Below are 25,663 nucleotides of genomic sequence, written 5' to 3' on the forward strand. Positions count from 1 at the left end.
TTCTTAATCTGGTTTTCTAACATCCAAAGCGTCGCGCAAATAGTCTCCGCCTAGATTAATGGCTAAAATCAAACTCATCAAACATCCGCCTACAATTAATACATAATGCGGGGCAATTAACATATAGCGCACAGCATCTCGCAACATGGCACCCCAAGAGGCATCTGGTGCTTGTATCCCCAAGCCTAGAAATGACAAGCTAGCCTCTGCAATCATGACACTCGCTAAACTATAAGTGGCTTCTACCACCAAGATTGATGCTAATAAAGGCAATATATGCTTAAACAGCAAACGCGGCACACCTGCGCCCAAGGACTCTGCGGCCTGCACATGCTGGCGATGACGCAAACTTAAGGTCTGCCCACGCGTTAATCGCGCATAGCTTACCCAACCGGTTAGACATAAAGCCATGATTAAGTTGCCAAGCCCAGGCCCTAATACAGCAGCAAAAGCAATTGCTAATAAGATACCTGGGAACGCTAAAAAGATATCAGTTACTTGCATCAATACTGCATCTACCCTGCCCCCGTAAAATCCAGCCAGCAGGCCAATGAGCACACCTACTGCCATTGTCACGCCAGTGACAATCAGTGCAACGAGGAACGATACTTCCACACCGCTTAACACACGCGCCAAAATATCTCGGCCCAAGTCATCCGCACCAAACCAATGCTGAGTAGTCGGCGCTTGTAAAATCACATCTAAATCAATCGCATTGGGGCTAAGTTGCAGCACATTTCCGACCACTACCGCAACCAGCCACAACACTAAAATTAAATAGGCAATAAATTTCATTAAATAGTCTTAATATTGAGCGTTTTGCACGATGCAGTTTTAACCTTAAAAACTTACAACTCCGTCATTCCCGCGAAAGCGGGAATCCATTTTAATGAAACAGTTAGATGGATCCCCGCTTTCGCGAGGATGACGATATGAGAAACATTGATGAGAAAATATCATTCGTGTAAAGCGCTCACCAAATATATTACATGCACTAAGCATGGCGCACTCTAGGGTCAGCAAATCTATATAAAACATCCGTGGCTAGATTCACCAGCACGTAGCTTAAAGCAACAATCAGCACACAGGCTTGCGTGACAGGGTAATCACGCTTTTCTATACTCTCTACCAGTAATCGCCCCACGCCATCCCAGCTAAAAATAGTTTCAGTAATGACAGTACCAGCTAGTAGGCTACCCATCTGTAAGCCAACAATCGTAATAATCGGCAATAACGCTGCACGTAAAGCATGACGCAATATCACGGTTTGCTCACTTAAGCCTTTAGCGCGTGCGGTACGAATATAATCATCGTTTAACACTTCCAGCAAACTGGTCCGCGTCATCCGTGTCAAAATCGCACTTAAACCAAACCCTAAAGTAATGGCTGGTAAAATGATTGAGGTACCGGAATCCATCCCACTCACCGGCAGCCAACCTAACCAGACAGCAAATATCAGCATCAGCACCGGCCCAAGCCAGAAAGCAGGCATCGCTGATAAACGCACAGAAACAATGGTCACTATAAAATCTTGCCAACGTCCGGCTTTAAGCGCAGCAAAAATACCTAACGGCACACCAATCACAATGCCAATCAATAATGATAGCAATGCCAGTTTGAGGGTGGCAGGATAACGCGCTTGAATCAACTCAATAATCGGAGTTTGTGTATGAATAGACTTACCAAGGTCACCATGCATCAACTTTGCCAAATAGCTTCCAAATTGCTTAACCAGCGGCTGATTTAGCCCTAAGTCTGCACGTAACGCTTCTCTATCTGCCACATTTGCCGACTCGCCCAGCATGACATCAACTGGGTCGCCCGGTACCAAATGAATCAGCAAAAAAGTGAGTAGCAATACGCCGAAAATGACAGTCAATAAACTGGTTAAACGCTTGATGGGATTCATGACTACTTCTCGTTACCAAAGCTGCAAGAAGCAATGAGAGCCACTAAATGATGCGTCAGTGTTTGGTACGCCACGGTCAGATAAAAATACACGCATTAATCAGCAATCATCACAGAAGTACCTGCCGGCACTAGATTAAACAGCTCAACGATATCTGCATTGCGCATACGGATGCATCCGTGCGACTCAGGCTGACCAACGGCAACACTATCAGGCGTGCCATGAATATAAATATAGCGCTGCATCGTATCCACATTACCTAAGCGATTTTTGCCAGGCTCATTGCCAGATAACCACAAAATACGTGTCAGTATCCAATCACGGTTAGGGAATTCTGCCATCAATTCTGGCGTGCAAATTTCACCTGTTGGCCTACGGCCGACAAATACGGTATTGAGTGGCTGCTTATCGCCGATTTTGGCGCGAATAATATGTGCACCCAATGGCGTACAACCGCTATTTTTTTCACAGCCGACGCCATTAGCCGCACTAGAGATAGCATATTTCGCTTTAACCTTGCCAGTGTCGTCGAGTAAGGTTAGCTTCTGCTGCAAAATAGAAATATTAATGTGCATATTTACGTATTGTAGCTAAATCATCCCAGTTGCCATCTGGTTTTGGTGAGTAGTTAGTGATATTTTTATTAAACACCGCAAACTGTCCCTCGTACCATAGTGGAATATAAGGCAATTGTTCATGAATCCTAGAAGTTGCTGCCTGCCAGTCTTCTTTTGCGAGTAAGCCATCTAATGTTGCATCGGAAAACCGGCCACGATTAAAGCCATTAGGCGGAAAATGATGGCTACCAAATACTTTTGTATAGATTTCAGGGGTTTTGATACCCACCCAAGTGAGCCCAAACAATTGGAAATTTCCTTGTTTAACATCTTCAAAAAAAGTACCCCAATCTAGGCTGCGTATTTCCAGCTCAATGCCAGCAGGGCGCATTTGCGCTTGCAATATGGTTGCGATACGCACGCGTTGTGCATCTGTAGAGGTTTTATAAATAAGCTTAATTGGCACATTAAACCCTGCTTCGGTCAGCAAGCGCTTAGCCAGCGCAGGGTTGTAATCATAGGCGTTTAAGTCAGCGTTACCCGCATAATGCTCTGGCGGCAAAATGGCACCCGCAATACGGGTGTGGTCGACCATTACTTTATGAATCAAGGTTTGCCGATCAATCGCATGCGCAATCGCTTGCCTTACTTTGAGATTGCTCAACACTGGGTCTTGCATATTCAAGCCTAAATAGGAGTAGTTAACCCCTGGGCTCGTTTTCACTGTCACTTCAGGCTTGGTTTGCAGGTACTTAACCAACTCAGCAGGTAGCTCGCCTTGCAATAAATCAGTTTCGCCACGTAATAGTTTCAGCACTCGGACTGTCGGGTCTTTCACTTCACTGAAGGTAATGATTTGACCATCGGAAACTCTGCGTAGCACTAACTTAGCCTCCTTCTCAACAAAAGCCAGTGGGCCATTACCTATAGGATGATGCGCAAAGTCATGCTGCTGTGCGAGTAAGTGCTTTGGCATAATCCCAATAATCAATTTCGCTGCGAAATAGGGATCTGGCTGTTTAAGGTAGAAAGTGAGGTGATCTGTATCATGCACCGTAATTTTCTGGATATTGGCATACTCAGCGCTGAGTGGTGAATTAGCCAATTGGACAATCGCATCATAAGTCGCTTTTACGTCCTCAGCATTAAGTGGCTGTTGATTGTGAAATAGTGGGCGCGGTGACCTTAAAGAAACGAGATACTCCGTTGTATTGACCGTCTTCCAATCTGCCAATTTTGGGGTTGGCTTGAAATTCTCATCAAAATCAACCAATGGTTGATAAATTAAACGCATCACCCGTTCAGATGCCGCATCTGTCGCCACTCGCGGATCTAAGCTCAAAGGTGCTTGAGATAGCGCAAAGTGAATAGGTGCAGATTGATGCACCCCTTCATATTGATGTTCACGACCGCAAGCGCCAAGCTGCAAAAGGCAGATGAGCAATAAAAAATTCAATAATTTCATGTGCGTCAGTTTACTTGATTTACAAAAAATAAGGATTCAAGTGGCCGCTGAAAACACGACTTTCTGCAAAGTTATCTCATCTAACTATAAGTTTTTTTTAATTTAGCCATTTTTAATTTTTTTGAATTGCAATCGATTTGATTTGAATCAAATGCCATTACCCAAAGCTGCGACAAAATGCCACGTGTAAAAATCGCAATAAATTATTAATAGCACTTTAAAGCACTTTTTGGTGGGGGGAGAACTAAATGCAAGTCTCGAATTCGCAATCAAACACGTATAACGACTCCGTTATACGGCAATTTTCTATCATGGCCGTGGTTTGGGGCGTGGTCGGCATGTTGGTAGGCGTGATTATCGCCGCCCAACTGGTTTGGCCTGAACTTAACCTAGGCTTACCTTGGACCAGCTTTGGCCGCTTACGCCCACTTCATACCAATGCAGTTATTTTTGCATTTGGTGGCTGTACTTTGTTTGCCACTTCATATTATGTGGTGCAAAGAACTTGCCATACAACACTATTCCTACCATCGTTAGCTAAGTTTACATTTTGGGGTTGGCAAGCGGTGATCGTCGCCGCCGCTATTTCTTTACCTTTAGGTTTCACGCAAGGTAAAGAGTATGCAGAGCTTGAGTGGCCAATTGATGTGCTGATTGCAGTTGTTTGGGTATCTTATGCAGTGGTGTTCTTTGGCACGATTGGTACGCGTAAAGTAAAGCATATTTACGTAGCAAACTGGTTCTTTGGTGCGTTTATTCTTACCGTTGCTTTATTGCACATTGTAAACAGTGCAGCAATGCCGGCTAGCATGATGAAATCATACTCCGCTTATGCTGGTGTACAAGATGCGATGGTGCAATGGTGGTATGGTCACAATGCTGTTGGCTTCTTCTTAACGGCTGGTTTCTTGGGCATCATGTACTACTTTGTGCCTAAACAAGCAGACCGCCCTGTGTACTCATACAGCTTATCAATTGTGCACTTTTGGGCATTGATTTTCACTTACATGTGGGCGGGCCCTCACCACTTACACTACACCGCATTGCCTGACTGGACACAATCATTAGGGATGGCGTTCTCACTGATTTTATTAGCACCAAGCTGGGGTGGCATGATCAACGGCATGATGACTTTATCAGGCGCATGGCACAAATTACGTACCGACCCGATTTTACGCTTCATGATTGTTTCATTGTCTTTCTACGGCATGAGTACGTTTGAAGGCCCAATGATGGCAATTAAAACGGTTAACTCTCTATCACACTACACAGATTGGACTGTTGGTCACGTTCATTCAGGTGCTTTAGGTTGGGTTGGCTTGGTTTCAATGGGTGCAATCTACTACATGATTCCACGCTTATTTGGTCAAAAACAAATGCATAGCATTAAAGCGATTGAGTTGCACTTCTGGCTTGCAACAGTAGGTATTGTGCTTTACATCGCAGCACTTTGGATTTCTGGCGTGATGGAAGGCTTGATGTGGCGTGCTATCAACACTGACGGCACATTGACATACACCTTTGTTGAAAGCGTAAAAGCAAAACAACCTTACTACATCATTCGTATGTTGGGCGGCCTGCTCTACCTCAGCGGCATGTCTATCATGTTGTGGAACGTTATAAAAACAGCAACCAGTGGCAAATCTGTGACGGCCACTATTCCACCAGTTGCTGCTCACGCTTAAGGAAAACAATCATGTCAAATCAAGATACAAATACTGGCTTCAGCCACGAAAAAATTGAGACCAGCAACTTTCTGATGATTGTGCTGATACTGGTCGTTGTTGCGTTTGGTGGATTGGTAGAAATCGTACCGTTGTTCTACCAAAAATCAACCACTGAGCCTATCAAAGGTTTAGAGCCATATACACCATTGCAGCTTGCTGGCAGAGACATCTACATTCGTGAAGGCTGCTATAACTGCCACTCACAAATGATTCGCCCGTTTCGTGCTGAAACATTGCGCTATGGTCATTACTCAGTCGCTGGCGAGTTTGTTTATGACCATCCATTTCAATGGGGTAGTAAACGTACTGGTCCAGACCTGCACCGCGTCGGTGGTAAATATAGCAATGAATGGCAACGCATACACTTAATCAACCCACGCGACCTTGTGCCTGAGTCAATTATGCCAGCTTACCCTTGGTTAGAAACCACCAAAGTGGATGCAGCCTCTCTTGCACCAAATATGCGTGCATTACGTGCAGTAGGTGTGCCATACACGGACGAGCAAATTGCTGGTGCGGCTGAAGAAGCCAAAGATGTATCAGAGTTAGATGCGGTGATTGCTTACTTACAAGTATTAGGCACACATCTTAAATAACTTAACTTAAATATCAGGGGAGCAACACCATGGATATCAATACGCTACGGATTCTTGCCACGATTGCTAGCTTTGCCGTGTTTATCGGCATCATGGGTTGGGCTTGGAAACGCCGTAACACATCAGATTTTAAAGAAGCAGCCAACCTGCCCTTTACTAATGATTAAAGTTTAAAAGACTAAACAAACACTTTTTAAAACCTCGTTTTAGAGGTTTAGAGGAAAACAAAATGAGCGACTTTACCAGTAGTTTTTGGCCAATATTTATTACGGTGATCTCTTTGGCCGGCGTATTTGGTTGTGCATGGTTACTATGGATTACTAGCAAAATTAAAGCTAGCAGCCCAAATGGCGACAATACAAATGGCCATGTGTGGGATGAAAACCTACGTGAAATGAATAATCCATTACCACGTTGGTGGGTATGGATGTTTATTATCACGATTGTTTTCTCATTGTTTTATTTCTTAGCTTACCCAGCACTTGGTGGTTATACCGGCAAGTTGGGCTGGTCACAAGTCGGTCAATATGAACAAGAGATGGCCACTGCAAATGCAAAAGTTGCACCAATTTATGCCAAGTTTGCAGCAATGCCAATTGAAGAACTAGCTACAAATAAAGAAGCACAAGCGATTGGTGAGCGTTTATTTATGAACAACTGTGCGCTATGTCATGGCTCTGACGCGCATGGCAGTAAAGGCTTTCCTAACTTGACTGATCATGATTGGATTCATGGTGGTAACGCTGAGAAAATCAATGAAACCATCACTAATGGCCGAATTGGCATGATGCCGCCAATGGCAGCAGCCGTTGGCAACGAAGACGACGTTAAAAACTTAGCAAATTATGTGCTTAGCTTATCGTCCAGCAAATATGACAATGCACGTGCAGCGTTAGGTAAAGAGAAATTCGCTGCCTGTGCCGCTTGCCATGGTCAAGATGGCAAAGGTAACCAAGCCGTTGGTGCGCTAAACTTAACAGACAATATTTGGCTACACGGCGCTGGTGAAGAAGCGATTATTAAACGTATCAATCTTGGTGTGGCTAACCAAATGCCTGCGCAGTCAGCTAAATTCTCACCAGAGCAAATCCATGTACTCACTGCTTATGTATGGAGCTTATCTAACAACGCTAGTCTTCAGTAAAAGTATTATCAACTTATATGAAAAGCACTACGCACCCAAAGGTCTCAACAAGCGCATCAAATGCGCCTAGCGATACAGCCGTAATCAACTTGTATGCTGCAGCGGAAAAGATATATCCGCGCAGCACCTTTGGGTTCTTTACTAAATGGCGCTGGGTCTTAATCTGGCTCACGCAAATTGTTTTTTACGGTGTCCCTTGGATTGAATGGGGTAGCCGCCAAGCTTTATTATTTGATTTAGAAGCCAAACGCTTTTATATCTTTAATCTGGTGCTATACCCGCAAGACCTGATCTACCTCACCGCAATTCTTATCATATCCGCCCTGTCATTATTCCTATTTACCGCAATCGCCGGGCGGTTATGGTGCGGTTATGCTTGCCCACAAACGGTCTACACTGAAATATTTCTTTGGATTGAAGCCAAAATAGAAGGTGACCGTGCCGCGCGTATGAAGTTAGATGGTGCAGGCATATCCCGCAAGAAACTCGTTAAAAAAGGCACTAAGCATTTTGTGTGGATTGCGTTTTCCTTATGGACTGGTTTTACATTTGTAGGTTACTTCTCGCCAATCCGCGAGTTAAGCACTGCAGCCGCCAACATAAGCCTTGGGCCGTGGGAAACCTTTTGGATTTTATTTTATGGGTTTGCAACATATGGCAATGCTGGTTTCATGCGCGAACAAGTATGTAAATATATGTGCCCTTACGCACGCTTTCAAAGTGCAATGTTTGACGATGATACCTTGGTCGTCACCTACGATGAAGCGCGAGGTGAACCTCGTGGTAGCCGCTCACGTAAGGCTGATCTAACAAGTAATAACTTAGGTTCATGTATCGATTGCAGCATGTGCGTACAGGTATGCCCTACTGGTATTGATATCCGTAAAGGATTGCAATATGAGTGTATCGGCTGCGGCGCGTGTGCTGACGTATGCGACACCGTGATGGATAAGATGGGCTATGCACGCGGACTAATCAAATATTCTACGCAAGCTGCCATCGTCAATGGTTGGTCACATACCCAGATGTTAAAACGCATTTTACGCCCTCGAGTGATGATTTATGCAGCCATACTCATTTTGCTATTGGTAACTCTATTAACAAGCTTATGGTTACGCTCTCCATTTAAAGTGGACGTGATTCGTGACCGTGGCGTAATGGCACGTTTAGCTGAAGGCGGAATGCTAGAAAATGTCTATCGCCTACAGATTATGAATGCAACCGAATCTACCCAACATTATCAGCTACAAGCTACCGGGCTAGACCAACTAGTGATTCAGTCAGATGTCTTAGATGCTAATCATACGGTAGTAGTCAATGCGGCTGAGTCACGTGGGGTACCGGTCAGGTTACAGATTCCTGATGGATCAATGAAGTCAGGTTCACATACCGTGACATTCGAAATTAAAGCTACAGAAAGTGATGCTGTCGTCACCGAGAAGTCAATATTTCTAGTGCCCAGATAACCATGCAGATCGGCATTATTGAAGTGAGAAATCTTGCATCAAGATTAATGGTTACACCAGTATAAATTTATATCAATACAAACAATTGTCTCAACCAGAGGTAAATATGAACAATTTAAACAACCATGACTTAGACACTGAAAACTCATCAAAGGCTTGGTGGCATTATGGCCATATGTGGCTTGTAGTCGGGGGGCCACTAACTGTCGTCATGGCATCATTCGTCACGCTCTACTTTGCAATTAAAGTACCAGATCCTGTTGTGGATGTAGACTACTATCGCAAAGGCATTGAAATTAACAAAACATTAGAAGGAAGACACGATGGTTTAGTCCCTGCCATTCAAGGTCGCAACCATGCAGCCACTGGAATAAAGCCTACCCGCCCTTAATCATCAGCTCAGGCAATTAGAAATAACTTAGCCATCACATAGATTGCCTAGAGAGCGACATACCGTTTTCTACATCTTAGTTTCTGACCACTTAAACAAACAATTAATCTGGCCTGATTAATTGCATTTACCAACAACATGTTTAACCGTAAACTAATACTTGCACGATTAAACACGTAGCCTACACTATTGAAGCAGTAGCGTTAACTTAACGCCATGTTGATACGATTATTTATTACTTTTACTCAAATAATACAATCAAAAATCTGCTAATATTGCTTATAAGTTCGATGCATGTCCGCAACTAAAGATAATTAGTTGATTGCTTACCAATGAGTAACGTAAGGAGCTGAGCTTCATCATGGCACGTACGGGTAAATTTCCAACTAAAGCAGCGCTTACAATAACTTTATTGTTATGTGAGCACTTTCCACGGTCATGGCAATGCTAAACACCCTCGCCATTAACTGTGGCTCATACAGCCTCAGAGCCAGTTTATTCTTGGCAGATGGTCAACGTATCAATTTCTTCTATCGCCAGCCTCTCAATCAAACACATGACAATCACCACGCAAAACTCTTTGAATGCCTATTAGATGACCTAGCAGTAGCGCTCGCTGATTACGCCTCGTCTACAGAAAAACATACGCTATTAATTGGCCACCGTTTTGTGCATAGCGGTGATATCGCCGAAACCGCTAGACTGATTGATGCTGATGAACGCATGCGGCTTGAAAGCATTACACACTTAGCGCCGTTCCACATACCAAGTAATCTTCTAGGCGTGGATATTTGCACTAAAACATTTGCGCATTTATTTAAATTAGTTCAAGTGGCATGTTTTGACACCGCCTTTCATCACACACTATCAGAACTAGCCTACCGCCTACCCATACCAAAAGCTCTTGATTACAGACGCTACGGCTTTCATGGGCTAAATTACGCAAATATTACAAGGCAACTCCCTCAACACCTTGGCAAGACAGCAAATGGTCGCATTGTCATTGCACATCTAGGCAGTAGTGCCAGCCTATGCCTCATTAAAAACCTACACGCTATTGATACCAGCATGAGCTACTCCCCTGCCAGTGGCATTCCGATGGGAACACGCAGCGGAGATATTGATCCAGGCGTCATGTTAGAGCTAACAAAGCATTATGATTATCATGCGCTATCAGCACTTGTTTATCAAAAAATGGGCTTATTAGCACTTTCAAATGGCGAAAGTAGCGACATGGCGACACTGATTGCAAGTAATAGCGACCATGCCAAGTTTGCAATTGCTTTTTTTACAAGACAAGTGAGAGCGACAATAGGTGCATACGCAGCTAAAGTAGGCGGCCTTGATGCCATCGTCTTTACAGGCGGCATTGGAGAAAACTCAGCACTAGTGCGCACGATGATTTGTGAGCATCTTGAATTTATGGGGTTCAAGCTAGATTCTGATAAAAATGAACAGCATGCAACCCTGTTAAACAGCACAGATTCAAAACCTATTTTGATGATTCCAGCCGATGAGGAAGCAGAGATTGCTAGATTAACCCATAGTTTCGGTCATTAAGTTTAAGTCATTAAGTTCCGCTATATTGAGGAGAGTAACATGCACCCCATTCGCCATGTAATTGCAGGTACTGATTTTTCAGCGGAAGCAGACTTGGCAGTCAATCGTGCTGCCTTAATTTGCAAAGGACTGGGTGCCAAACTGCATCTTATCCATGTGGTACATCCACTTGATTTATACGCAGGCTCTGAGCTTTCCTTCAGCTTTCAAACCCACTATCAGCAAGCACAACAAGAGATAGTCAAAACACAAATTGACACATTGGCATTTAAATTAAGAGAACAGTTTAATATCGCGGTAGAGGCAGTAACCCGCATAGGCCGTGCGCACACTGAAATATCGCATTACGCTGACCAAGTCCATGCCAGCCTAATTGTGACAGGTGCGCAAGGGCAGCACACTTTAGTCGAAAAATTATTGGGCTCGACCAGTTCACGGCTCATGGCAGTTTCAAAATGCTCAATCTTGATTGTTAAAAACAAAGATAACTCAACACCGCCATACCGTCATGTTATCGCAGCAGTAAATTTCTTAGCTGGTGCAGAAAATGTACCCGCCATGACACGCACCATTGCCCCCGATGCCCAAATTGAAGGCTTGCTGATATTTGACACCAATCAGGAGGCACATATGTATAAAGCTGGGATGAATGAAACACTCTTGCAACAATACCGTACTCAAGCACTAGCAGATGCAGACCGTAGGTTAAGTGCCATCTTTAATGAACAAGCACTCGGTAAAAAAGTATCAAGAACAATACTTTCTGGCTACCCATCGCAAAGCATTTGCAACCATGCAGAAACACAACATGCGGATTTAATCACACTTGGTAAAAATGAAAAAAGTGGTCTTGAAAACTGGCTACTTGGTAGCGTTAGTAAAGGCGTTGCTTATTCAGCAACATGTGATGTACTGCTCACTAACTAAAATATGACTATATGTAATCTAGGATTAGAATTCAACTTAAGTAGATAATGCACAACTGTCCCTTTGTGTGCAAAACTTGGTTGGATTGGGAAAGGAATTATGTACTCTCAGTAAATAACATCACCCAAAGTGTACTCAACTTAAAACAAGTTGCGTCCCTACTTGCAGTTTATTACTATACAAACAGAGCAATACTTAACTATAAGATTTAAAAAGAAAAATAACATGTCAAAATCAACATCCACAATGTTATTACACGGACGCGTGCGTCCGCGTAATAATTATTATGCCTCATTTTCAGGAGCCGTGCGGTGATTAAGCATTTAGAGAAGCGCTTTAATGAGTTGGTTGCGCAAGCAGATGGAGTCGCTGCTACAAAACAGACAAAGTACAGCTCGTACTCTGGCTCGTACGAAGAAGTTGATAGAGACCAATTGCTGGGCTGGTGCGTCAAAGCACGAAGCTTACTTGCCTCTGCATGCGGCCGGGAATCTGAGCACTTCAAGTCATTTATGGAAGCCGAAGAACCTCTTTCTTTCGAAAGCAACCCAACCAGACTAAGCCGTCTGAGGTCCGTTTTCCTTGCTGCCAAAGAGGACTTTGAAGGCGGGTATCTTTTGTCTGTTCGTAATCTGGTTCAAGCAGAGCTTTTCTCAACGGAACTTGAGCAGGCTCGCGAACTTCTGGCCGCAGGTTATCACATCCCAGCGGCGGTCATTTGTGGCGTAGTCCTTGAAACAAACCTACGTGGCTTGTGTGAAGCGCGTAGCTTGGCTACGGGAAAGCTGGACAAAATGAACGCCGACCTTGCGAAGGATGGACAATACAACTCACTTGTCCAGAAAAGGATTACGGCACTAGCCGCCATCCGGAATAGTGCCGCTCATGGAAAATCAGCCGAATTCGATGCTGCCAATGTGCGTTCTATGATTGAAGAAGTTGAAAAACTTGTTGCCGATTGGCTCTCGTGAGCGAGGCGCAATGAGGCACAACCCTGTGGTCAGCCGGACACTGTGCGATAGAGCCGTGCAACGCCGGTTACCTTGAACGTAGGGCATTCATGGCTGGTCAGCCCTGTAGGGTGGGTCACTTGTGACCCACGCGCTGCAATTGTGGAGTTTGTCACTTCTGTGTGGGGTTAAAACCCAACCCTACAAAAGTCGCCACCATACCAGACATATCAATGCAGTTATTGACTCGCTATCATTGCTACTTGACTTAGGCACCGTAGGCTTCTCTTCTAATACAAATAACGATGAGCGCTCACATCTATATTTAGCGTGTGTCATATGACCCATCATACAAGTTACACAGACAAGCTGTCTGTCATGATGCTTTAAACAGCGGCGGCTACACCAATTGAGCTAAGGGCTCACGTACACAGTGATGCCGCACTCTCTGATACGCTGCGCCAAGGCTTCTAGCCATTCAGCTGGTAAGCGTGACAACCTATCCACTTCAGCTTGCTCTGAACGGCGCGCAAGCCCATAAAGATGCACGCCTTTAATTACATCCTTTGCCTGGCTAATCAATGCCAGATAATCGCTGATATCGGCCTCGCTTGGCGGCACGCCATCTAACGAGAACATGCAGGTTTGTATAAAGGTTGGGCAAGCCATCGCACATTGCCTAAGGCGCTGTAGGTGGCTCTCTGGGTTTAAATTAACGTCATTCACACGCGCAATTGCGGCTTTAGAGCCGCCATCCACTTTAAACCAAACTTCGCCATTTAGTGTTGCCAGATGCTTCATGCTCTCCAGTACTAAAGGCTTATCCATCAAACTGCCGTTGGTGATAAGTCGCACTTTAATTTTGCCTAGTAGCCCAAAATCACGTAGCACGCTCTCCACCAATGTCAGCACTTGTGGGAATTCTTTTGCACTGGTTGGCTCACCATTGCCAGAGAATGCAATATCTTGAAGCTGACGGTCGCCTTCTTGGACATGGCGTTGCATAAAATCACCATGCAGCACATCATGAAGAAACGCTCTCAACTCCTGCTCTAAAACATCCAGTTCAATAGCTGGAGGTGTGCCCCGGGTAAGATTAGGCACATTGCAATAAATACAGCGCCAGTTACAGGCATTATTAACATTAAGATTGATACCGACAGATACGCCACCCGCACGTCGTGAAATAACCGGATAAATATACTTAAGCCCGATGACATCTCGGTTATGGTCGGTGGTGGTTAGATGAATTTTTGTGGTCATGCAGGAATCATTACTTTTAAATAGCAAATGACTTAAAACTCGTCATTAAAATACGTGAGGCTTTACAATAAAGTTTGTGGATTGAATATTTTTTTCAACGCTTCTGGTTCTAGAATTTTAACGTAACGCTGTTTTACTTCAATAATGCCGTCTTCACTAAACTTAGAAAACGCACGGCTTACCGTTTCTAATTTAAGACCTAGATAACTGCCGATTTCTTCGCGCGTCATCCGTAGCACTAGTTCAGATTGAGATAAGCCACGGGCATGTAGGCGCTGCAAAAGATTCAGCAAAAATGCTGCCAAACGCTCTTCTGCGCGCATATTACCTAACAACATCATCACACTATTCTCGCGCACAATTTCACGGCTCATAATTTTATGTACGTGTCTTTGTAACACAGGCAACTCACGCGAAAGGTCTTCCACCGTTGCAAACGGCATCACACAGACTTCTGCATCTTCTAACGCCACGGCATTACAGTTATGGCGGTCACTCACAATACCATCCATGCCAATAATTTCACCCGCCATTTGGAAACCAGTCACTTGTTCACGGCCATCTTCACTGGTGACACAGGTTTTAAAAAACCCGGTACGGATTGCATACAGAGAAGTAAACGTATCTCCGCTATTAAATAACAACTCACCCTGTTTCACACGGCGACGCTTTTCCACTACTTCATCAAGCCTTTTCATTTCATCGGTATTAAAACCGATGGGCATGCAAAGCTCGCGTAGATTACAGTTTGAACAAGCGACTTTGATGGTTTCTAGATTTAAAGCAGGTTGCATAATGTGCCCATTAATACGATTTTATTAAGCATACCGCTTTCAGCAATTTGCCGCCAGTAAATTAAATAATCATTTCTTCATCATTATCTTTTGATGTGCATCAAAGGTTTTTGATCGTAGTCGTGGCAAAGTACAGTCCTGTCATTTGCCCTGTCAATATTAAGCTGTCATCACAAACAGTGCCTGATAGTGAGGCAAACTACAGCAAAACACCTAACCTCAGTTAGGAAGCAAATGCCATTGCGCAGCGTGTATTTCATATTTACAGGATAAACCAAACGGTTTAGGAGTCACAATCATGGTTGCCAACAATACAATCAACTTTCCTAGCAAACAATCCACCAATAGCCAATCAAATGGCAGCAAGATTGAAATAAAAAACACCATACCGACATTAACGCCAGAAACATTAGAAAAGTTTGATGTGTCAGGACCTAGGTATACCTCCTACCCAACTGCTGACCGATTTGTTGAAGCCTTTACAGAAGACGTCTACAAACAAACTTTAGCGCAACGCCGTATTGGTGGTTTAACCCTGCCCTTATCAATTTATGTGCACATCCCATTTTGTGAGTCACTCTGCTTTTTTTGTGCCTGCAACAAGATCGTCACTAAACACCACGAGCGCAGCGCAGAATACTTAAGATATCTCAGCCGTGAAATTGATTTACATATTGAGCACTTAGGTGCTGGCCAAACCATCTCACAATTGCACTTAGGCGGCGGCTCACCTACTTTCTTTAGCGATGACGAGCTCAGTGAACTGATGGCGATGATACGTCGCAGTTTTGTATTAGCGCCTAATGGAGAGTACTCCATAGAGGTTGATCCACGCACGGTTAACGAACAGCGTTTGGAGCACTTAGCCAAACTTGGATTTAACCGTCTCAGTTTTGGTGTTCAAGACTTTGACCCAGAAGTACAAAAAGCGGTACATCGCATTCAGCCGGCTGAGCAAGTATTCTCGCTAGTAGAAGCAGCGCGACGATTTAAGTTTGATTCAGTGAATGTTGACTTGATTTATGGCTTACCCAAGCAATCACCAGAATCATTCTCAAAAACCTTATCGCAAATTGTAGAACTAAGACCTGAAAGAATCGCACTGTATGCGTATGCGCATCTGCCTGAGCGCTTTAAACCTCAACGTAGAATTGACGCTTACGAGCTACCGGCAGCGTCAGCCAAGATTACGATGCTATCTAATGCGATTTCCACATTCCTTAACGCAGGTTATGTATATGTAGGTATGGATCATTTTGCCTTACCTACAGACGCACTGGCGATTGCCAAACGTCAAGGCAGGTTACATCGCAACTTCCAAGGCTATAGCACTCAACCAGATTGCGATTTAATCAGCCTAGGCGTTTCTGCAATTGGTCGTGTAGGCGCAACCTATAGCCAAAATGCCAAAACACTAGAGGAATATTACGACTTTCTTAATCAAGGCAGATTCCCGATTGTGCGTGGTTTAGCATTAACTCGTGACGACCTGGTTCGTCGTGCCGTAATTATGGCCATAATGTGCCAAGGTGAATTGCAGTATGAATCGATTGAACTTGCCTACATGATTAACTTTAAAGAATACTTTGTAGCAGAACTAGCGTCACTTAAAGAGCTTGAGAAAACTGGCATGATTATCTTAGAAAAATCAGGCATACAAGTCACCGATTTTGGATGGTTCTTTGTACGTGCCGTAGCCATGATCTTTGACCGTTACTTACAAACTGATCGTAACCGAGCAAGATTCTCTAAAATAATCTAACTCGCTGCATCAGTCTTATGTGGGTGTACAGAGAAAAACTCTGTCACCCCATCACCCCACACACGGCCAAAACTACTCACCCACCTGCTTCCATACAGCAAACACTTAGCTGGTTAATCCGCACTATTCTTCAATCGCCTAAAAGGCAGGCTGCATCCGTCGCGACAAAAAACCACCTTCTCGCCGGAAAGGACATAAAAAAAGCCCCTGCTTCTAGGATAACAGGGGCAAATGTGGAGCCTTAAAACCGTTAATTATTCTTGATTACATAGCATTCATTAAATAATTAGAATTTTTTACCAATACCGATACCTACAACCCATGGGTTAATATCTAGTGAGTCAATTTTTTCCCAAGCACCAGTATTATTAGCGCCAAGTCTAGCTTTAACATCAGTATCTATCGTGACATATTTAACATCAGCGTTAATCAACCAACCATCTTTCAAGTTAACGTCAACACCAGCTTGTAGTGCATAACCCCAGCTATCTGAATCAATTTTGATTGAATTACCAGCACGAGCGCCGCTAGAGAATTTTAATTTCTTATCAAGCATGTTCGTGTAGTTAATACCGGCGCCAACGTATGGGTCAATCATTTGGTCTGGGTTAAAGTGCCATTGTAAAGTTAATGTAGGTGGCAAAAGATTCACACTACCTAAATCTTGATTACCTACCGCACCTAGTGAATCATCCTCAATGCTAACGTTATGGCGTGTACCTAAAGCCAAAATCAACTCTGCTGCAATGTTTTTTGTGATGTAGTAAGAAATGTCCAACTCAGGAATTACCTTGTCGCTAACAGTCAACTCTGCGTCGGAAGACAAAACCGTACCCAGACTGCCTTGGTTTGTTTTCGTGCCTAATCGGCTATCTTCATTCGGACTAACATTTACAGCACGTGCACGTACCACCCAATCACCCGCTTCAGCTTGCGCTAACATTGGGGCAAAAGCTGCAGCGATTGCCAACACTAATACTGACTTATTCATTTCCACTCTCCACTTAAAATTAACTAATTTAAATTCGATGGGTGAATTATATTGAGCTAATTTCAGATGCATTTTGATTTGCATCAAGTGAAGTAGTGCTAATCAGAGATTATTGCTTTTTTGCAACAGCCCTTAGTGTTTTAATGTAAATAACGCAATAGACTCGACATGCGCAGTATGCGGGAACATATTAATCACACCCGCAGCTTTTAACTGATACCCTTTTTCATTCACCAGCACGCCAGCATCGCGCGCCAATGTAGCAGGGTTACAAGAGACATACACAATAGACTCTGGCTGATTACTAGCATCTAGCGATTTAACCAGCTCAAACGCCCCATCACGCGGCGGGTCGACTAACCACTTATTAAAACGCCCTAACCCTGTTAAAGCTTCAGGTGTCATTTTAAATAGATCAGCCACCCCAAATTTAACGTGATTAATCTCATTTAATTGTGCACTTTCGTTGGCACGCTCAACCAGATTTGCAAGCCCCTCTAAACCTAGCACTTGCGCGCCACTACGTGCGATAGGTAATGTGAAGTTACCAATACCACAGAAGAAATCTGCAATCTTCTCGCCCGCTTTAGGCGAAAGCAACTGCATCGCGCGGCGTATCATCACCTGGTTAATTTGCGGGTTAACTTGCGTAAACTCATTAGGTTTAAATGGGTACTTCAAATCGAACTCTGGCAGACTATAGCTTAGTGCAGAGCCATTTAAAGGATAAAAAGGCTTAATGGTATCTGGGCCTTTAGTTTGCGTCCAAACTTGAACGTCATGATCATCCGCAAACGATTTGAGCAGGGTTTCATCTTGCTCTGTTAATGGTGCCATAATACGCAGAATCAAAACAATGACAGACTTACCTGTTTGTGCACGTGCGTCTGGCGGAGTAGCATCTGGTTCACCCACTGCCAATTCGATTTGCGGTAATTTATCTCGAATACTTAGTTGCACAATCAAATCTTGCAGTGGTGCGATCAATGCAGAAACTTCAGGCACCAGCACTTCACAGCTATTCATATCCGCCACAAAGCGTGTTGATTTCTCATTAAAACCAACCAATACACGCTGTTTCTTCTCTACATACTTAACACTTAGGCGCGCTTTGTGACGATAACCCCAAGTAGGTCCATAAAGCGGGGGTAACATATTTTCAGCTGTTACTTTGCCGATATGCCACAAATCACTCTCAAGTAAACGCTGCTTTGTCGCCACCTGTGCTGCAAAATCTAAATGCTGTAACTTACACCCGCCACACAGACCAAAATGCGGACATTTTGGCGTGACGCGTTGATTGGATTGTTTTAATACCTCAACCACATTAGCGACTTCATAGCTCGGTTTAATTCGTTGTGACTGAAAAGTAACCTTTTCACCTGGCAATGCGCCATCAACAAAAATCGTTTTACCTTCTACATGGGTAACACCACGGCCTTCTTGGTCTAATGATTCAATCACCGCCGTTAAGATTGGTGCAGGTATATTTTCAGCTTGTGCTTTATTTCGTCTTTTTCTCATAGGCTAAATTTTACCGCAGAGCTTGTATTAGAGGAAATTATCTTATTTTGATAAACTGGATATCAACGCTTCAATTTCAACCAAACCTAAATAATAAGAAATGATTTTTCTCATGAATCTAAAAAACTTTTTTGTCACAATTGCATTCATTGGAACAGCTCTATTTCAAGTTGCCAATGCGGCTGAACAACAAATTCACACCACAAAAAGTGGCATTCAGTATCTCACTGGCGGCATTGGCCATGAAGAAGTGATTGAAATGCGCCCTCATGCAAAGAAATTCACACTGAACTTAATTTTCTCAGAAGGTGAAGATGGTCACTTAGCCACGGCGATTAACATCAATATATACAATACTCAAAATGAACTCGTTTTTAGGTTAAAAAATGCCAAACCTATGCTATACGTTAATTTACCAGCAGGTTCCTATACGATATTGGCTACGAACAATGGAGAAAAATTGCGCCATCGGTTAACCGTTGATGCAAGTAGCAATCAAAAAATCATTCTTAACTGGAAAGAAGCAAGTTCAACCCAGCCAACTGAGCAAGCACTTTAATCAATTGCATTAAAACAATTAAGCCCCGTATACAACACAAATAAAACCACGTCATCAAAATATAAAAAATAAGGAAATCAAGGTGTTATTTACAAAACCCTCACTCATTATTGCAATCTTAATCCTTACTGGATGTGCCGCACCACAAACTCGGGCACCGATTGCTAATAACGAGATCACTAACGCTGAAGCAAAGAAACAACAAGAGCTTGTAGTAGAAGATTACATGAGTAACTATAAAAAATTACAGAATGTTTCTTCACGTATTATTATTTATGGCACTGACTTATGCGGGGACAAAACCGCCGGCTACTATGGCTTTAACTACTGGAATCAGGATGGCTTTAAACCTGCTTGGAAAGAAGTCACTAAGTCTAAGTTTAACTTAGACGAAAGATTTAAGATTCTGCATGTCGTTGAAAAGTCGCCTGCTGATAAAGCAGCACTAAAAGACGGTGATATTCTGGTATCCATCAATCACTGGCTAGTACCAATTGGCAAAGACGCAGATAAACAATTAGCACAAAAGCTAGCAGAACAGGCAAAAAGCCTATCCCCAGTCGAGATGTCAGTATTAAGAGATGGTGCAGAACATAAAGTATCTATCACGCCAGTCAAGTCCTGTGACTTTCAAGTACATCTAGCGCCTGACGACACCAAGAACGCTTATGCAGATGGTAAAAACATTGTAGTTTATAAGGGGCTAATGGACTTCTTTAAAACAGATGAAGAGATGGCATTAGTCGTCAGCCATGAGCTTGCACACAACGCGATGCAACACATCGATGCAAAAAAGAAAAACGCCACCGCAGGTGGAATATTTGGTTTATTACTGGATATAGCCGCAGCCACGGCCGGTGTTAACACAAATGGAGACTTTAGCAGAATGGGTGCCGGCATTGCGGGGAATGCCTATTCTGTTGAGTTTGAGCAAGAAGCTGACTACGTAGGCTTATACATCATGCAGAAAGCTGGCTTTAATATCGATAACGCTGCTGGCTTCTGGAGAAGAATGGCAATTAATAACTCTCAAGCAATCACCACAAAATCTTCTCACCCAACAACGCCAGAGCGGTTTGTCGCGATTGAAGAAACCGTGAAAGAAATTAAAGGGAAGCTTGAAAAAGGCGCCGCACTCAACCCCGAGCTAAAAAAGTAAACCTTGGGTTAAGAAATAACCAAGTGCCTACTTAGCGCTTTACCATCATCCTGCACTATTTCCACGCCGCTAGGAACTCTGTCCAATGCGGCGCGGTATAGCCTGATAAGGTATCACGCACTAAATCGATTTCCGCTTCATACGCTTCGGGCGTTAAATGACCGCGCATCAACTGAAATCTCAAATAAACCAAATGCGTGTTGGCCACATCAGTTTCACAATAATGTCTAATTTCCGCAATCTGCCCCGCTTTGTAGGCATCCCACACTTTACTGCCATCCATGCCTAACTTACCAGGGAAGCCGCACAGCTTGGCTAAATCATCCAGTGGCGCATTGGCACGTGCATTAAACATGGCCATCACATCCATCAAATCTAAATGACGTGTGTGATAACGGCTAATATAGTTGTTCCACTTAAACTCTTTGTCGTCTTCGCCTAAATCCCAGTAACGGCTGGCGTTAATACCATGAATTAGCCCGCGATAATGCAGCACCGGCAAATCAAACCCGCCGCCGTTCCAAGAAATAATCTGTGGCGTGTATTTTTCTATCCCATCGAAAAAACGCTGGATAATTTCAGCCTCAGATGAGTCCGGATCGCCTAGCGTCCATACTTTAAATTGCTTACCCTCACGCAACGCGCATGAAATAGCGCAAATGCGGTGCTGATGCAGCGGCAGGAACTCGGTACCATTTTGTTGCCGACGTTGGTGTAGCGCAATATTAGCAACATCCTCATCAGAAACGTTTGCGGGCAAATCTAGTAAAGTGCGTAAACCATATGTATCTGGAATGGTTTCGATATCAAAAACTAAAGTAGGAGTCATGTCAGGGCTTTATTAAAATCGTAAGAAAACTCGGGGTAAAGCAAACGCGGAGTAAATGAATCTCAACTATTTTTTGGTCCAACCACTGGCATCCTGCACCCACCATCCGCCTTGCGCTTTATCAATCCAACGGGTTGCAAACGTGCTTTGAATTTCAGCTTGCCACTCTGGATGACCATTGGCGGTGGCGATTTCTTTGTAAAGTTTGGCACGGTCAGCATTTTCAGCAGCCACTACGCCATTGAGTGATGCGCGGTCTTTTAACGGCACTGCGTTAGCGTCACGTACAGCAACCATGCCGTCTTTAGTTAAGCCAACAGCTCCACTTGCATAATGTGGCGCAAGCTGTGCATGGCGAGATTGCATGCTACCCTTAATCGCTGAAATCGCTGGCGTGTTAACTTCTAGGTCTGCCGCTGCAACCACCATCTGACTTGCAAACATTGCGCCTATTAACAACAAACTGAATAACATTTTTTTCATCATCATTCCTTTAACTGGATTATTTATTTGGCTCAAACTCATATGTAAAGTGAGTTATTTAAGCTGATCAGTAATTTACTGAGGCTCCAAAGCTTACTTAGGCTCTACCGTATTAGTGCTTGGTTTCTCTGCACCATTTTTAAGTTGCCATACATCATCAATAATTTTGTCCGCAGCTTTTTCTGCCGCAGCAGCAGGGAAATAAATATTAATAGTGACACAAGCTGGTAAGGCACATGCCAGCACCAAAGCGATCGACCAATTTTTCATTACCAAATCCTTTATGATTTAAAGAGATTACTTAACAACAGCCTTACTATTACCATCAGTCACACGCTTCACCCGCGCTAACAGTTCACTCCAGCCTACAGTTTGATTGTACCCCATCACTGTAATTGCTGGGATACCACTTCCTTTAACGATGATATACCCATGCGGGGTTGACTCAACACCGCCCATTTCACAAATATCGTTGCGCAATCGACAGCTTAATCCCATTTTTCCATAATTAAACTGCTCGAAAAATCGCAAAAAACTGCGTTGCACTGCCGCTGCCGCACCACTGCCACCCAAGGCCGAAATATTCTCCACTGCACGCTGTGATATTTTCTTAGGATACTTACCCGGGCTACTTTGCACGCTGGCATCAAAGGTCACCGGCTTCCAGTTCTGTAACTCTAAGGCTTTAATATCGCCATCTAATTTCCCCTCAATGGCGCCAAACGAGAATGTTCTGGTAAGTTCACCTAAATCCAGATTTCTGAGTACAATCTCCGCATTCAACTTTGGTGCGATTCCCAATGGGGTATGCATCGTCAGCTGGGTTACTGTTGCAGTGCCGTTAAACACATGCAGTACCACACTGCCATCAGTGGTCAGCACGCCGCCACTATAAGTTACTAGGGGAATTTCAGCAGAAGCCTTACCTAGCATACGCGGCAACTTGAGCTGTGTTGTAAAGTCGGACATTGATATCGGCTCTAACTTAGCGCTGAGATGCCAATACCACTCATCACGGATACGTGCTGCGGACACATTAGATAAACTCAAAGCGCCATCCAGCAACGGCAACCGGATATTAGGCGCCGTTAGCGAGAAACGATTCACTTCAGCATTCACTTCAGTTTTACCTAAAGGCAAGTTGAGCAAACTTCCGTGGTCATAACTTAACTGAACAGGGTTAGATGCCTCATAGCTCCATGGAATATTGGCATTTAGCTGATAAAACGCAAACTTGTTATTAATATCAACAATATCAACATGATTGAGTTTTAGTGCAAATGACTGCAACTCTGCATTCTTGATTTTAAGCGCCAAGGCTGCATCACCCTCAATCGTGGCGTTGTTAAAAGCAGTGTTGCCTAACAGCGGCTTAAACAGCAAAGGATAAGCGGCACTCAGATTTAGCTTAGGTAGCGTGGCGTTTAAATCAAGTAACTTAGCGTCAGTTAGACGCATCACCCCATCTGCATCCAACTCACCCACCCGGTTGATTTTCAAATGGGCATGGTCAACATGCAGCATATCGTCCTTCAGGGTGCCGTTTGCAACCACAGTATGGCCGCCACTTTCAATATAAAACGGCTGCCAGAATACTTCGCCGGTTTTCCAATCCAGAGAAGTTTGCCATTGCCAACCTAACGTTTCTCGTTTTAATGCAAGCGTGAGAGCTCCATTCAGCTTTTCTGCTGCATGCAATCCAGCCTCGTCACTAAAGCTCCCACCTTTTAAGTGAAGAACCGCGTTTAAATCCAGTTGATGTCGACTAAATAAGCGATTGATTTCTAAATCAAAAGGTAAGTCGACGCGTGTACCTTTTAACCGCCCATTGATGCAACGCACTTCAACTGCATTAAGGCGTTTTGGCAGATCACAAGCTAAATCAAACTGCATCCAATCTTCAGGCTTGCTCTGTGCATTCGACTTTGCAGGCTTTACTGCAGCATGTAGCGTGACATTAGGGTTGGGCTGATGCAGGCGCACTTTTAATGCGATGTCTTTTGCATCCCCCATCTCATGCTCAACATGTGCTGCACTGATAGAAATCTCAGAAACCGCATGTGCAAAAACGCTATAACAAACTAAACAGAAGAAACCAACAAGGCGGCCTAGAGCGTTCATTTCACGTCTAGGTTACGATGGATAAACACCTGTAGAAAGGTAGCGATCACCTCGGTCACACACAATGCTAACAATCACAGCATTTTCTACGCGCTTAGATAGTTGCAACGCTGCATACAAAGCACCTCCGGATGAAATTCCTGCAAAAATTCCTTCCATAGTTGCTAGTTTGCGTGTGGTATTTTCAGCATCTTTCTGGCTAACATAAATCAACTCATCTACCGCGCTAGCATTGTAAATTTTAGGCATATATTCTTCTGGCCATTTACGAATACCAGGGATTTGCGCGCCCTCTTCAGGTTGCACACCAACAATCTGGATATCAGGGTTTTGCTCTTTCAAAAAACGCGACGTGCCCATGATGGTGCCTGTCGTACCCATGCTAGAAACAAAGTGCGTGATCTTGCCCTCAGTATCACGCCAAATTTCAGGGCCGGTACCTTCATAATGCGCTAACGGGTTATCAGCATTACCAAATTGGTCTAGCACAATGCCCTCGCCCTCTGCTTGCATTTTCATGGCAACATCACGTGCCAACTCCATGCTGCCGTCTTTCGGTGTCAATACTAGCTCTGCACCATAGGCTTTCATGCTCTGGCGGCGCTCTATGCTTTGATTGTCCGGCATCACCAATATCATTTTATAGCCACGCATCGCAGCGACCATTGCAAGCGCGATACCGGTATTACCGCTAGTTGCCTCAATCAGCGTATCACCCGGCTTAATGTCTCCTCGTGCTTCTGCGCGCGTAATCATCGAATAAGCTGGTCTGTCTTTGACTGAACCGGCTGGATTGTTACCCTCAAGTTTCAATAAAATGGTATTGCTAGTATTGCCGGGCATGCGTTGCAACTTAACTAATGGGGTATTGCCAACAAAGTCGTCTATCGTTTTGTACATTAAATAATTTCTCTATCTTTTGATGATATTGATGATTAATTACATTTATTTTTTGGTATTTAACTTTTTATTAGTGTTTAATTTTGCTAAATACACTGCATATAGGCCAAAACCGATAAATGCAATCAGCGACATCTGCGGAATGGTAAGCCCCAAAAACGTCCAGTCGATAGCAGCGCAATCACCAGTTCCTTTAAACACCAGCGTCAACGCCTTTTCTAAGGGGAAGTTCTCAAACATATAGTCAAAACCCACGCCGCAGTCTGCAATCATTTCGTCTTTATGTGCCTGTATCCACCAATGACGCACTGCCACACCTGCACCGCCTAATGCCGTTAATACTTGTAATAGCGACTGCAATTTTAGGCACTTAGGCAACAAAGCTGCTAACAAGAACAGTACGCCTAAGGACATAAAAACAATACGCTGTGAGATACACAATGGGCATGGCTCAAGACCGTATTGTGTTTGTATCCACAATGCCAGCCCGACCAATCCAAAGCAGCCAACAAAACCGAGTAAATAACCTGTACGACCTGTAAGAATTTTATTTAGCATGGTGCCCATCACGATATAATCTTAAAAA

At 43.8% G+C, this 25,663-nt stretch carries 26 protein-coding genes; 12 read left to right on the forward strand and 14 right to left on the reverse strand.

Going from position 1 to position 25,663, the window contains the following annotated elements:
• Positions 1 to 3: 3 nt before the first annotated feature.
• The 4 genes from FG24_RS00555 to FG24_RS00570 form a co-directional block, all read right to left on the reverse strand.
• Complete coding sequence (locus FG24_RS00555; RefSeq protein ID WP_036299890.1) at positions 4 to 795, reverse strand: ABC transporter permease; 792 nt, start codon at positions 793 to 795, stop codon at positions 4 to 6.
• A 199-nt stretch (positions 796 to 994) separates the two neighbouring features.
• Positions 995 to 1,909, reverse strand: a complete 915-nt coding sequence (gene nikB, locus FG24_RS00560) for a nickel ABC transporter permease (protein WP_036299893.1) — start codon at positions 1,907 to 1,909, stop codon at positions 995 to 997.
• A gap of 95 nt (positions 1,910 to 2,004) precedes the next feature.
• Positions 2,005 to 2,484 (reverse strand): L,D-transpeptidase, encoded by a 480-nt coding sequence (locus FG24_RS00565; protein ID WP_036299894.1) that lies wholly within the window; start codon positions 2,482 to 2,484, stop codon positions 2,005 to 2,007.
• Complete coding sequence (locus FG24_RS00570; protein ID WP_051901380.1) at positions 2,474 to 3,931, reverse strand: ABC transporter substrate-binding protein; 1,458 nt, start codon at positions 3,929 to 3,931, stop codon at positions 2,474 to 2,476. The genes FG24_RS00565 and FG24_RS00570 overlap by 11 nt, the downstream gene beginning before the upstream one ends.
• A gap of 248 nt (positions 3,932 to 4,179) precedes the next feature.
• Here FG24_RS00570 and ccoN point away from each other — a divergent pair, with 248 nt between their 5' ends.
• The 9 genes from ccoN to FG24_RS00615 all read left to right on the forward strand — a co-directional run bounded on the left by ccoN (position 4,180) and on the right by FG24_RS00615 (position 12,713).
• Positions 4,180 to 5,616, forward strand: coding sequence for a cytochrome-c oxidase, cbb3-type subunit I (gene ccoN, locus FG24_RS00575; protein WP_036299896.1), 1,437 nt, complete (start codon positions 4,180 to 4,182; stop codon positions 5,614 to 5,616).
• 11 nt (positions 5,617 to 5,627) lie between these two features.
• Positions 5,628 to 6,254 (forward strand): cytochrome-c oxidase, cbb3-type subunit II, encoded by a 627-nt coding sequence (ccoO, locus tag FG24_RS00580; RefSeq protein WP_036299899.1) that lies wholly within the window; start codon positions 5,628 to 5,630, stop codon positions 6,252 to 6,254.
• Between the two features lie 29 nt (positions 6,255 to 6,283).
• On the forward strand, positions 6,284 to 6,421 hold the full coding sequence (locus FG24_RS00585) for a cbb3-type cytochrome oxidase subunit 3 (protein ID WP_036299901.1): 138 nt from the start codon (positions 6,284 to 6,286) through the stop codon (positions 6,419 to 6,421).
• A gap of 62 nt (positions 6,422 to 6,483) precedes the next feature.
• The gene (gene ccoP, locus FG24_RS00590; protein ID WP_036299903.1) at positions 6,484 to 7,398 is read left to right on the forward strand and encodes a cytochrome-c oxidase, cbb3-type subunit III; all 915 of its coding nucleotides are present in this window, start codon (positions 6,484 to 6,486) and stop codon (positions 7,396 to 7,398) included.
• Positions 7,399 to 7,415: 17 nt separating this feature from the next.
• On the forward strand, positions 7,416 to 8,864 hold the full coding sequence (ccoG, locus tag FG24_RS00595; RefSeq protein ID WP_036299905.1) for a cytochrome c oxidase accessory protein CcoG: 1,449 nt from the start codon (positions 7,416 to 7,418) through the stop codon (positions 8,862 to 8,864).
• A 106-nt stretch (positions 8,865 to 8,970) separates the two neighbouring features.
• The gene (locus FG24_RS00600; RefSeq protein ID WP_036299907.1) at positions 8,971 to 9,255 is read left to right on the forward strand and encodes a FixH family protein; all 285 of its coding nucleotides are present in this window, start codon (positions 8,971 to 8,973) and stop codon (positions 9,253 to 9,255) included.
• 444 nt (positions 9,256 to 9,699) lie between these two features.
• On the forward strand, positions 9,700 to 10,815 hold the full coding sequence (locus FG24_RS00605) for an acetate/propionate family kinase (protein ID WP_235189700.1): 1,116 nt from the start codon (positions 9,700 to 9,702) through the stop codon (positions 10,813 to 10,815).
• Between the two features lie 39 nt (positions 10,816 to 10,854).
• Positions 10,855 to 11,742 carry a universal stress protein gene (locus tag FG24_RS00610; protein ID WP_036299911.1) on the forward strand — a complete coding sequence of 296 codons (888 nt, stop codon included), beginning with the start codon at positions 10,855 to 10,857 and terminating at the stop codon, positions 11,740 to 11,742.
• 311 nt (positions 11,743 to 12,053) lie between these two features.
• Positions 12,054 to 12,713, forward strand: a complete 660-nt coding sequence (locus FG24_RS00615; protein ID WP_036299914.1) for a hypothetical protein — start codon at positions 12,054 to 12,056, stop codon at positions 12,711 to 12,713.
• A 393-nt stretch (positions 12,714 to 13,106) separates the two neighbouring features.
• Here the strand turns inward: FG24_RS00615 and FG24_RS00620 are convergent, their stop codons facing one another.
• Together FG24_RS00620 and fnr are read right to left on the reverse strand one after the other, a co-directional pair.
• Positions 13,107 to 13,955, reverse strand: coding sequence for a radical SAM protein (locus tag FG24_RS00620; protein ID WP_036299916.1), 849 nt, complete (start codon positions 13,953 to 13,955; stop codon positions 13,107 to 13,109).
• A gap of 62 nt (positions 13,956 to 14,017) precedes the next feature.
• A complete protein-coding gene (gene fnr, locus FG24_RS00625; protein WP_036299918.1) occupies positions 14,018 to 14,749 on the reverse strand; it encodes a fumarate/nitrate reduction transcriptional regulator Fnr in 732 nt (243 codons plus the stop codon).
• A 298-nt stretch (positions 14,750 to 15,047) separates the two neighbouring features.
• On the opposite strand from fnr, the gene hemN reads away from it, so the two are divergent.
• The gene (hemN, locus tag FG24_RS00630; protein ID WP_081880911.1) at positions 15,048 to 16,511 is read left to right on the forward strand and encodes an oxygen-independent coproporphyrinogen III oxidase; all 1,464 of its coding nucleotides are present in this window, start codon (positions 15,048 to 15,050) and stop codon (positions 16,509 to 16,511) included.
• Between the two features lie 286 nt (positions 16,512 to 16,797).
• On the opposite strand, the gene FG24_RS00635 is transcribed toward hemN, so the two are convergent.
• Both FG24_RS00635 and rlmD read right to left on the reverse strand, forming a co-directional pair.
• Complete coding sequence (locus FG24_RS00635) at positions 16,798 to 17,502, reverse strand: OmpW/AlkL family protein (RefSeq protein ID WP_036299920.1); 705 nt, start codon at positions 17,500 to 17,502, stop codon at positions 16,798 to 16,800.
• A gap of 132 nt (positions 17,503 to 17,634) precedes the next feature.
• Positions 17,635 to 19,026 carry a 23S rRNA (uracil(1939)-C(5))-methyltransferase RlmD gene (gene rlmD, locus FG24_RS00640; protein WP_036299922.1) on the reverse strand — a complete coding sequence of 464 codons (1,392 nt, stop codon included), beginning with the start codon at positions 19,024 to 19,026 and terminating at the stop codon, positions 17,635 to 17,637.
• A 112-nt stretch (positions 19,027 to 19,138) separates the two neighbouring features.
• On the opposite strand from rlmD, the gene FG24_RS00645 reads away from it, so the two are divergent.
• A complete protein-coding gene (locus tag FG24_RS00645) occupies positions 19,139 to 19,585 on the forward strand; it encodes a hypothetical protein (protein WP_051901381.1) in 447 nt (148 codons plus the stop codon).
• Positions 19,586 to 19,667: 82 nt separating this feature from the next.
• Positions 19,668 to 20,744 (forward strand): M48 family metallopeptidase, encoded by a 1,077-nt coding sequence (locus FG24_RS00650; RefSeq protein WP_036299923.1) that lies wholly within the window; start codon positions 19,668 to 19,670, stop codon positions 20,742 to 20,744.
• A 55-nt stretch (positions 20,745 to 20,799) separates the two neighbouring features.
• Here FG24_RS00650 and FG24_RS00655 read toward each other — a convergent pair whose 3' ends face one another.
• The 6 genes from FG24_RS00655 to FG24_RS00675 form a co-directional block, all read right to left on the reverse strand.
• A complete protein-coding gene (locus FG24_RS00655) occupies positions 20,800 to 21,573 on the reverse strand; it encodes a 3'-5' exonuclease (protein WP_036299924.1) in 774 nt (257 codons plus the stop codon).
• Positions 21,574 to 21,639: 66 nt separating this feature from the next.
• The gene (locus tag FG24_RS00660) at positions 21,640 to 22,056 is read right to left on the reverse strand and encodes a YdbL family protein (protein WP_036299926.1); all 417 of its coding nucleotides are present in this window, start codon (positions 22,054 to 22,056) and stop codon (positions 21,640 to 21,642) included.
• Between the two features lie 93 nt (positions 22,057 to 22,149).
• Positions 22,150 to 22,326, reverse strand: coding sequence for a hypothetical protein (locus FG24_RS12720; protein WP_200876857.1), 177 nt, complete (start codon positions 22,324 to 22,326; stop codon positions 22,150 to 22,152).
• Between the two features lie 27 nt (positions 22,327 to 22,353).
• Positions 22,354 to 24,177, reverse strand: coding sequence for a hypothetical protein (locus tag FG24_RS00665; protein ID WP_036299929.1), 1,824 nt, complete (start codon positions 24,175 to 24,177; stop codon positions 22,354 to 22,356).
• Between the two features lie 12 nt (positions 24,178 to 24,189).
• On the reverse strand, positions 24,190 to 25,077 hold the full coding sequence (cysM, locus tag FG24_RS00670; protein ID WP_036299931.1) for a cysteine synthase CysM: 888 nt from the start codon (positions 25,075 to 25,077) through the stop codon (positions 24,190 to 24,192).
• Positions 25,078 to 25,122: 45 nt separating this feature from the next.
• Complete coding sequence (locus FG24_RS00675) at positions 25,123 to 25,644, reverse strand: disulfide bond formation protein B (RefSeq protein ID WP_235189778.1); 522 nt, start codon at positions 25,642 to 25,644, stop codon at positions 25,123 to 25,125.
• Positions 25,645 to 25,663: the final 19 nt, after the last annotated feature.

The sequence above is a fragment of the Methylotenera sp. L2L1 genome, assembly GCF_000744605.1.
Classification (GTDB): domain Bacteria; phylum Pseudomonadota; class Gammaproteobacteria; order Burkholderiales; family Methylophilaceae; genus Methylotenera.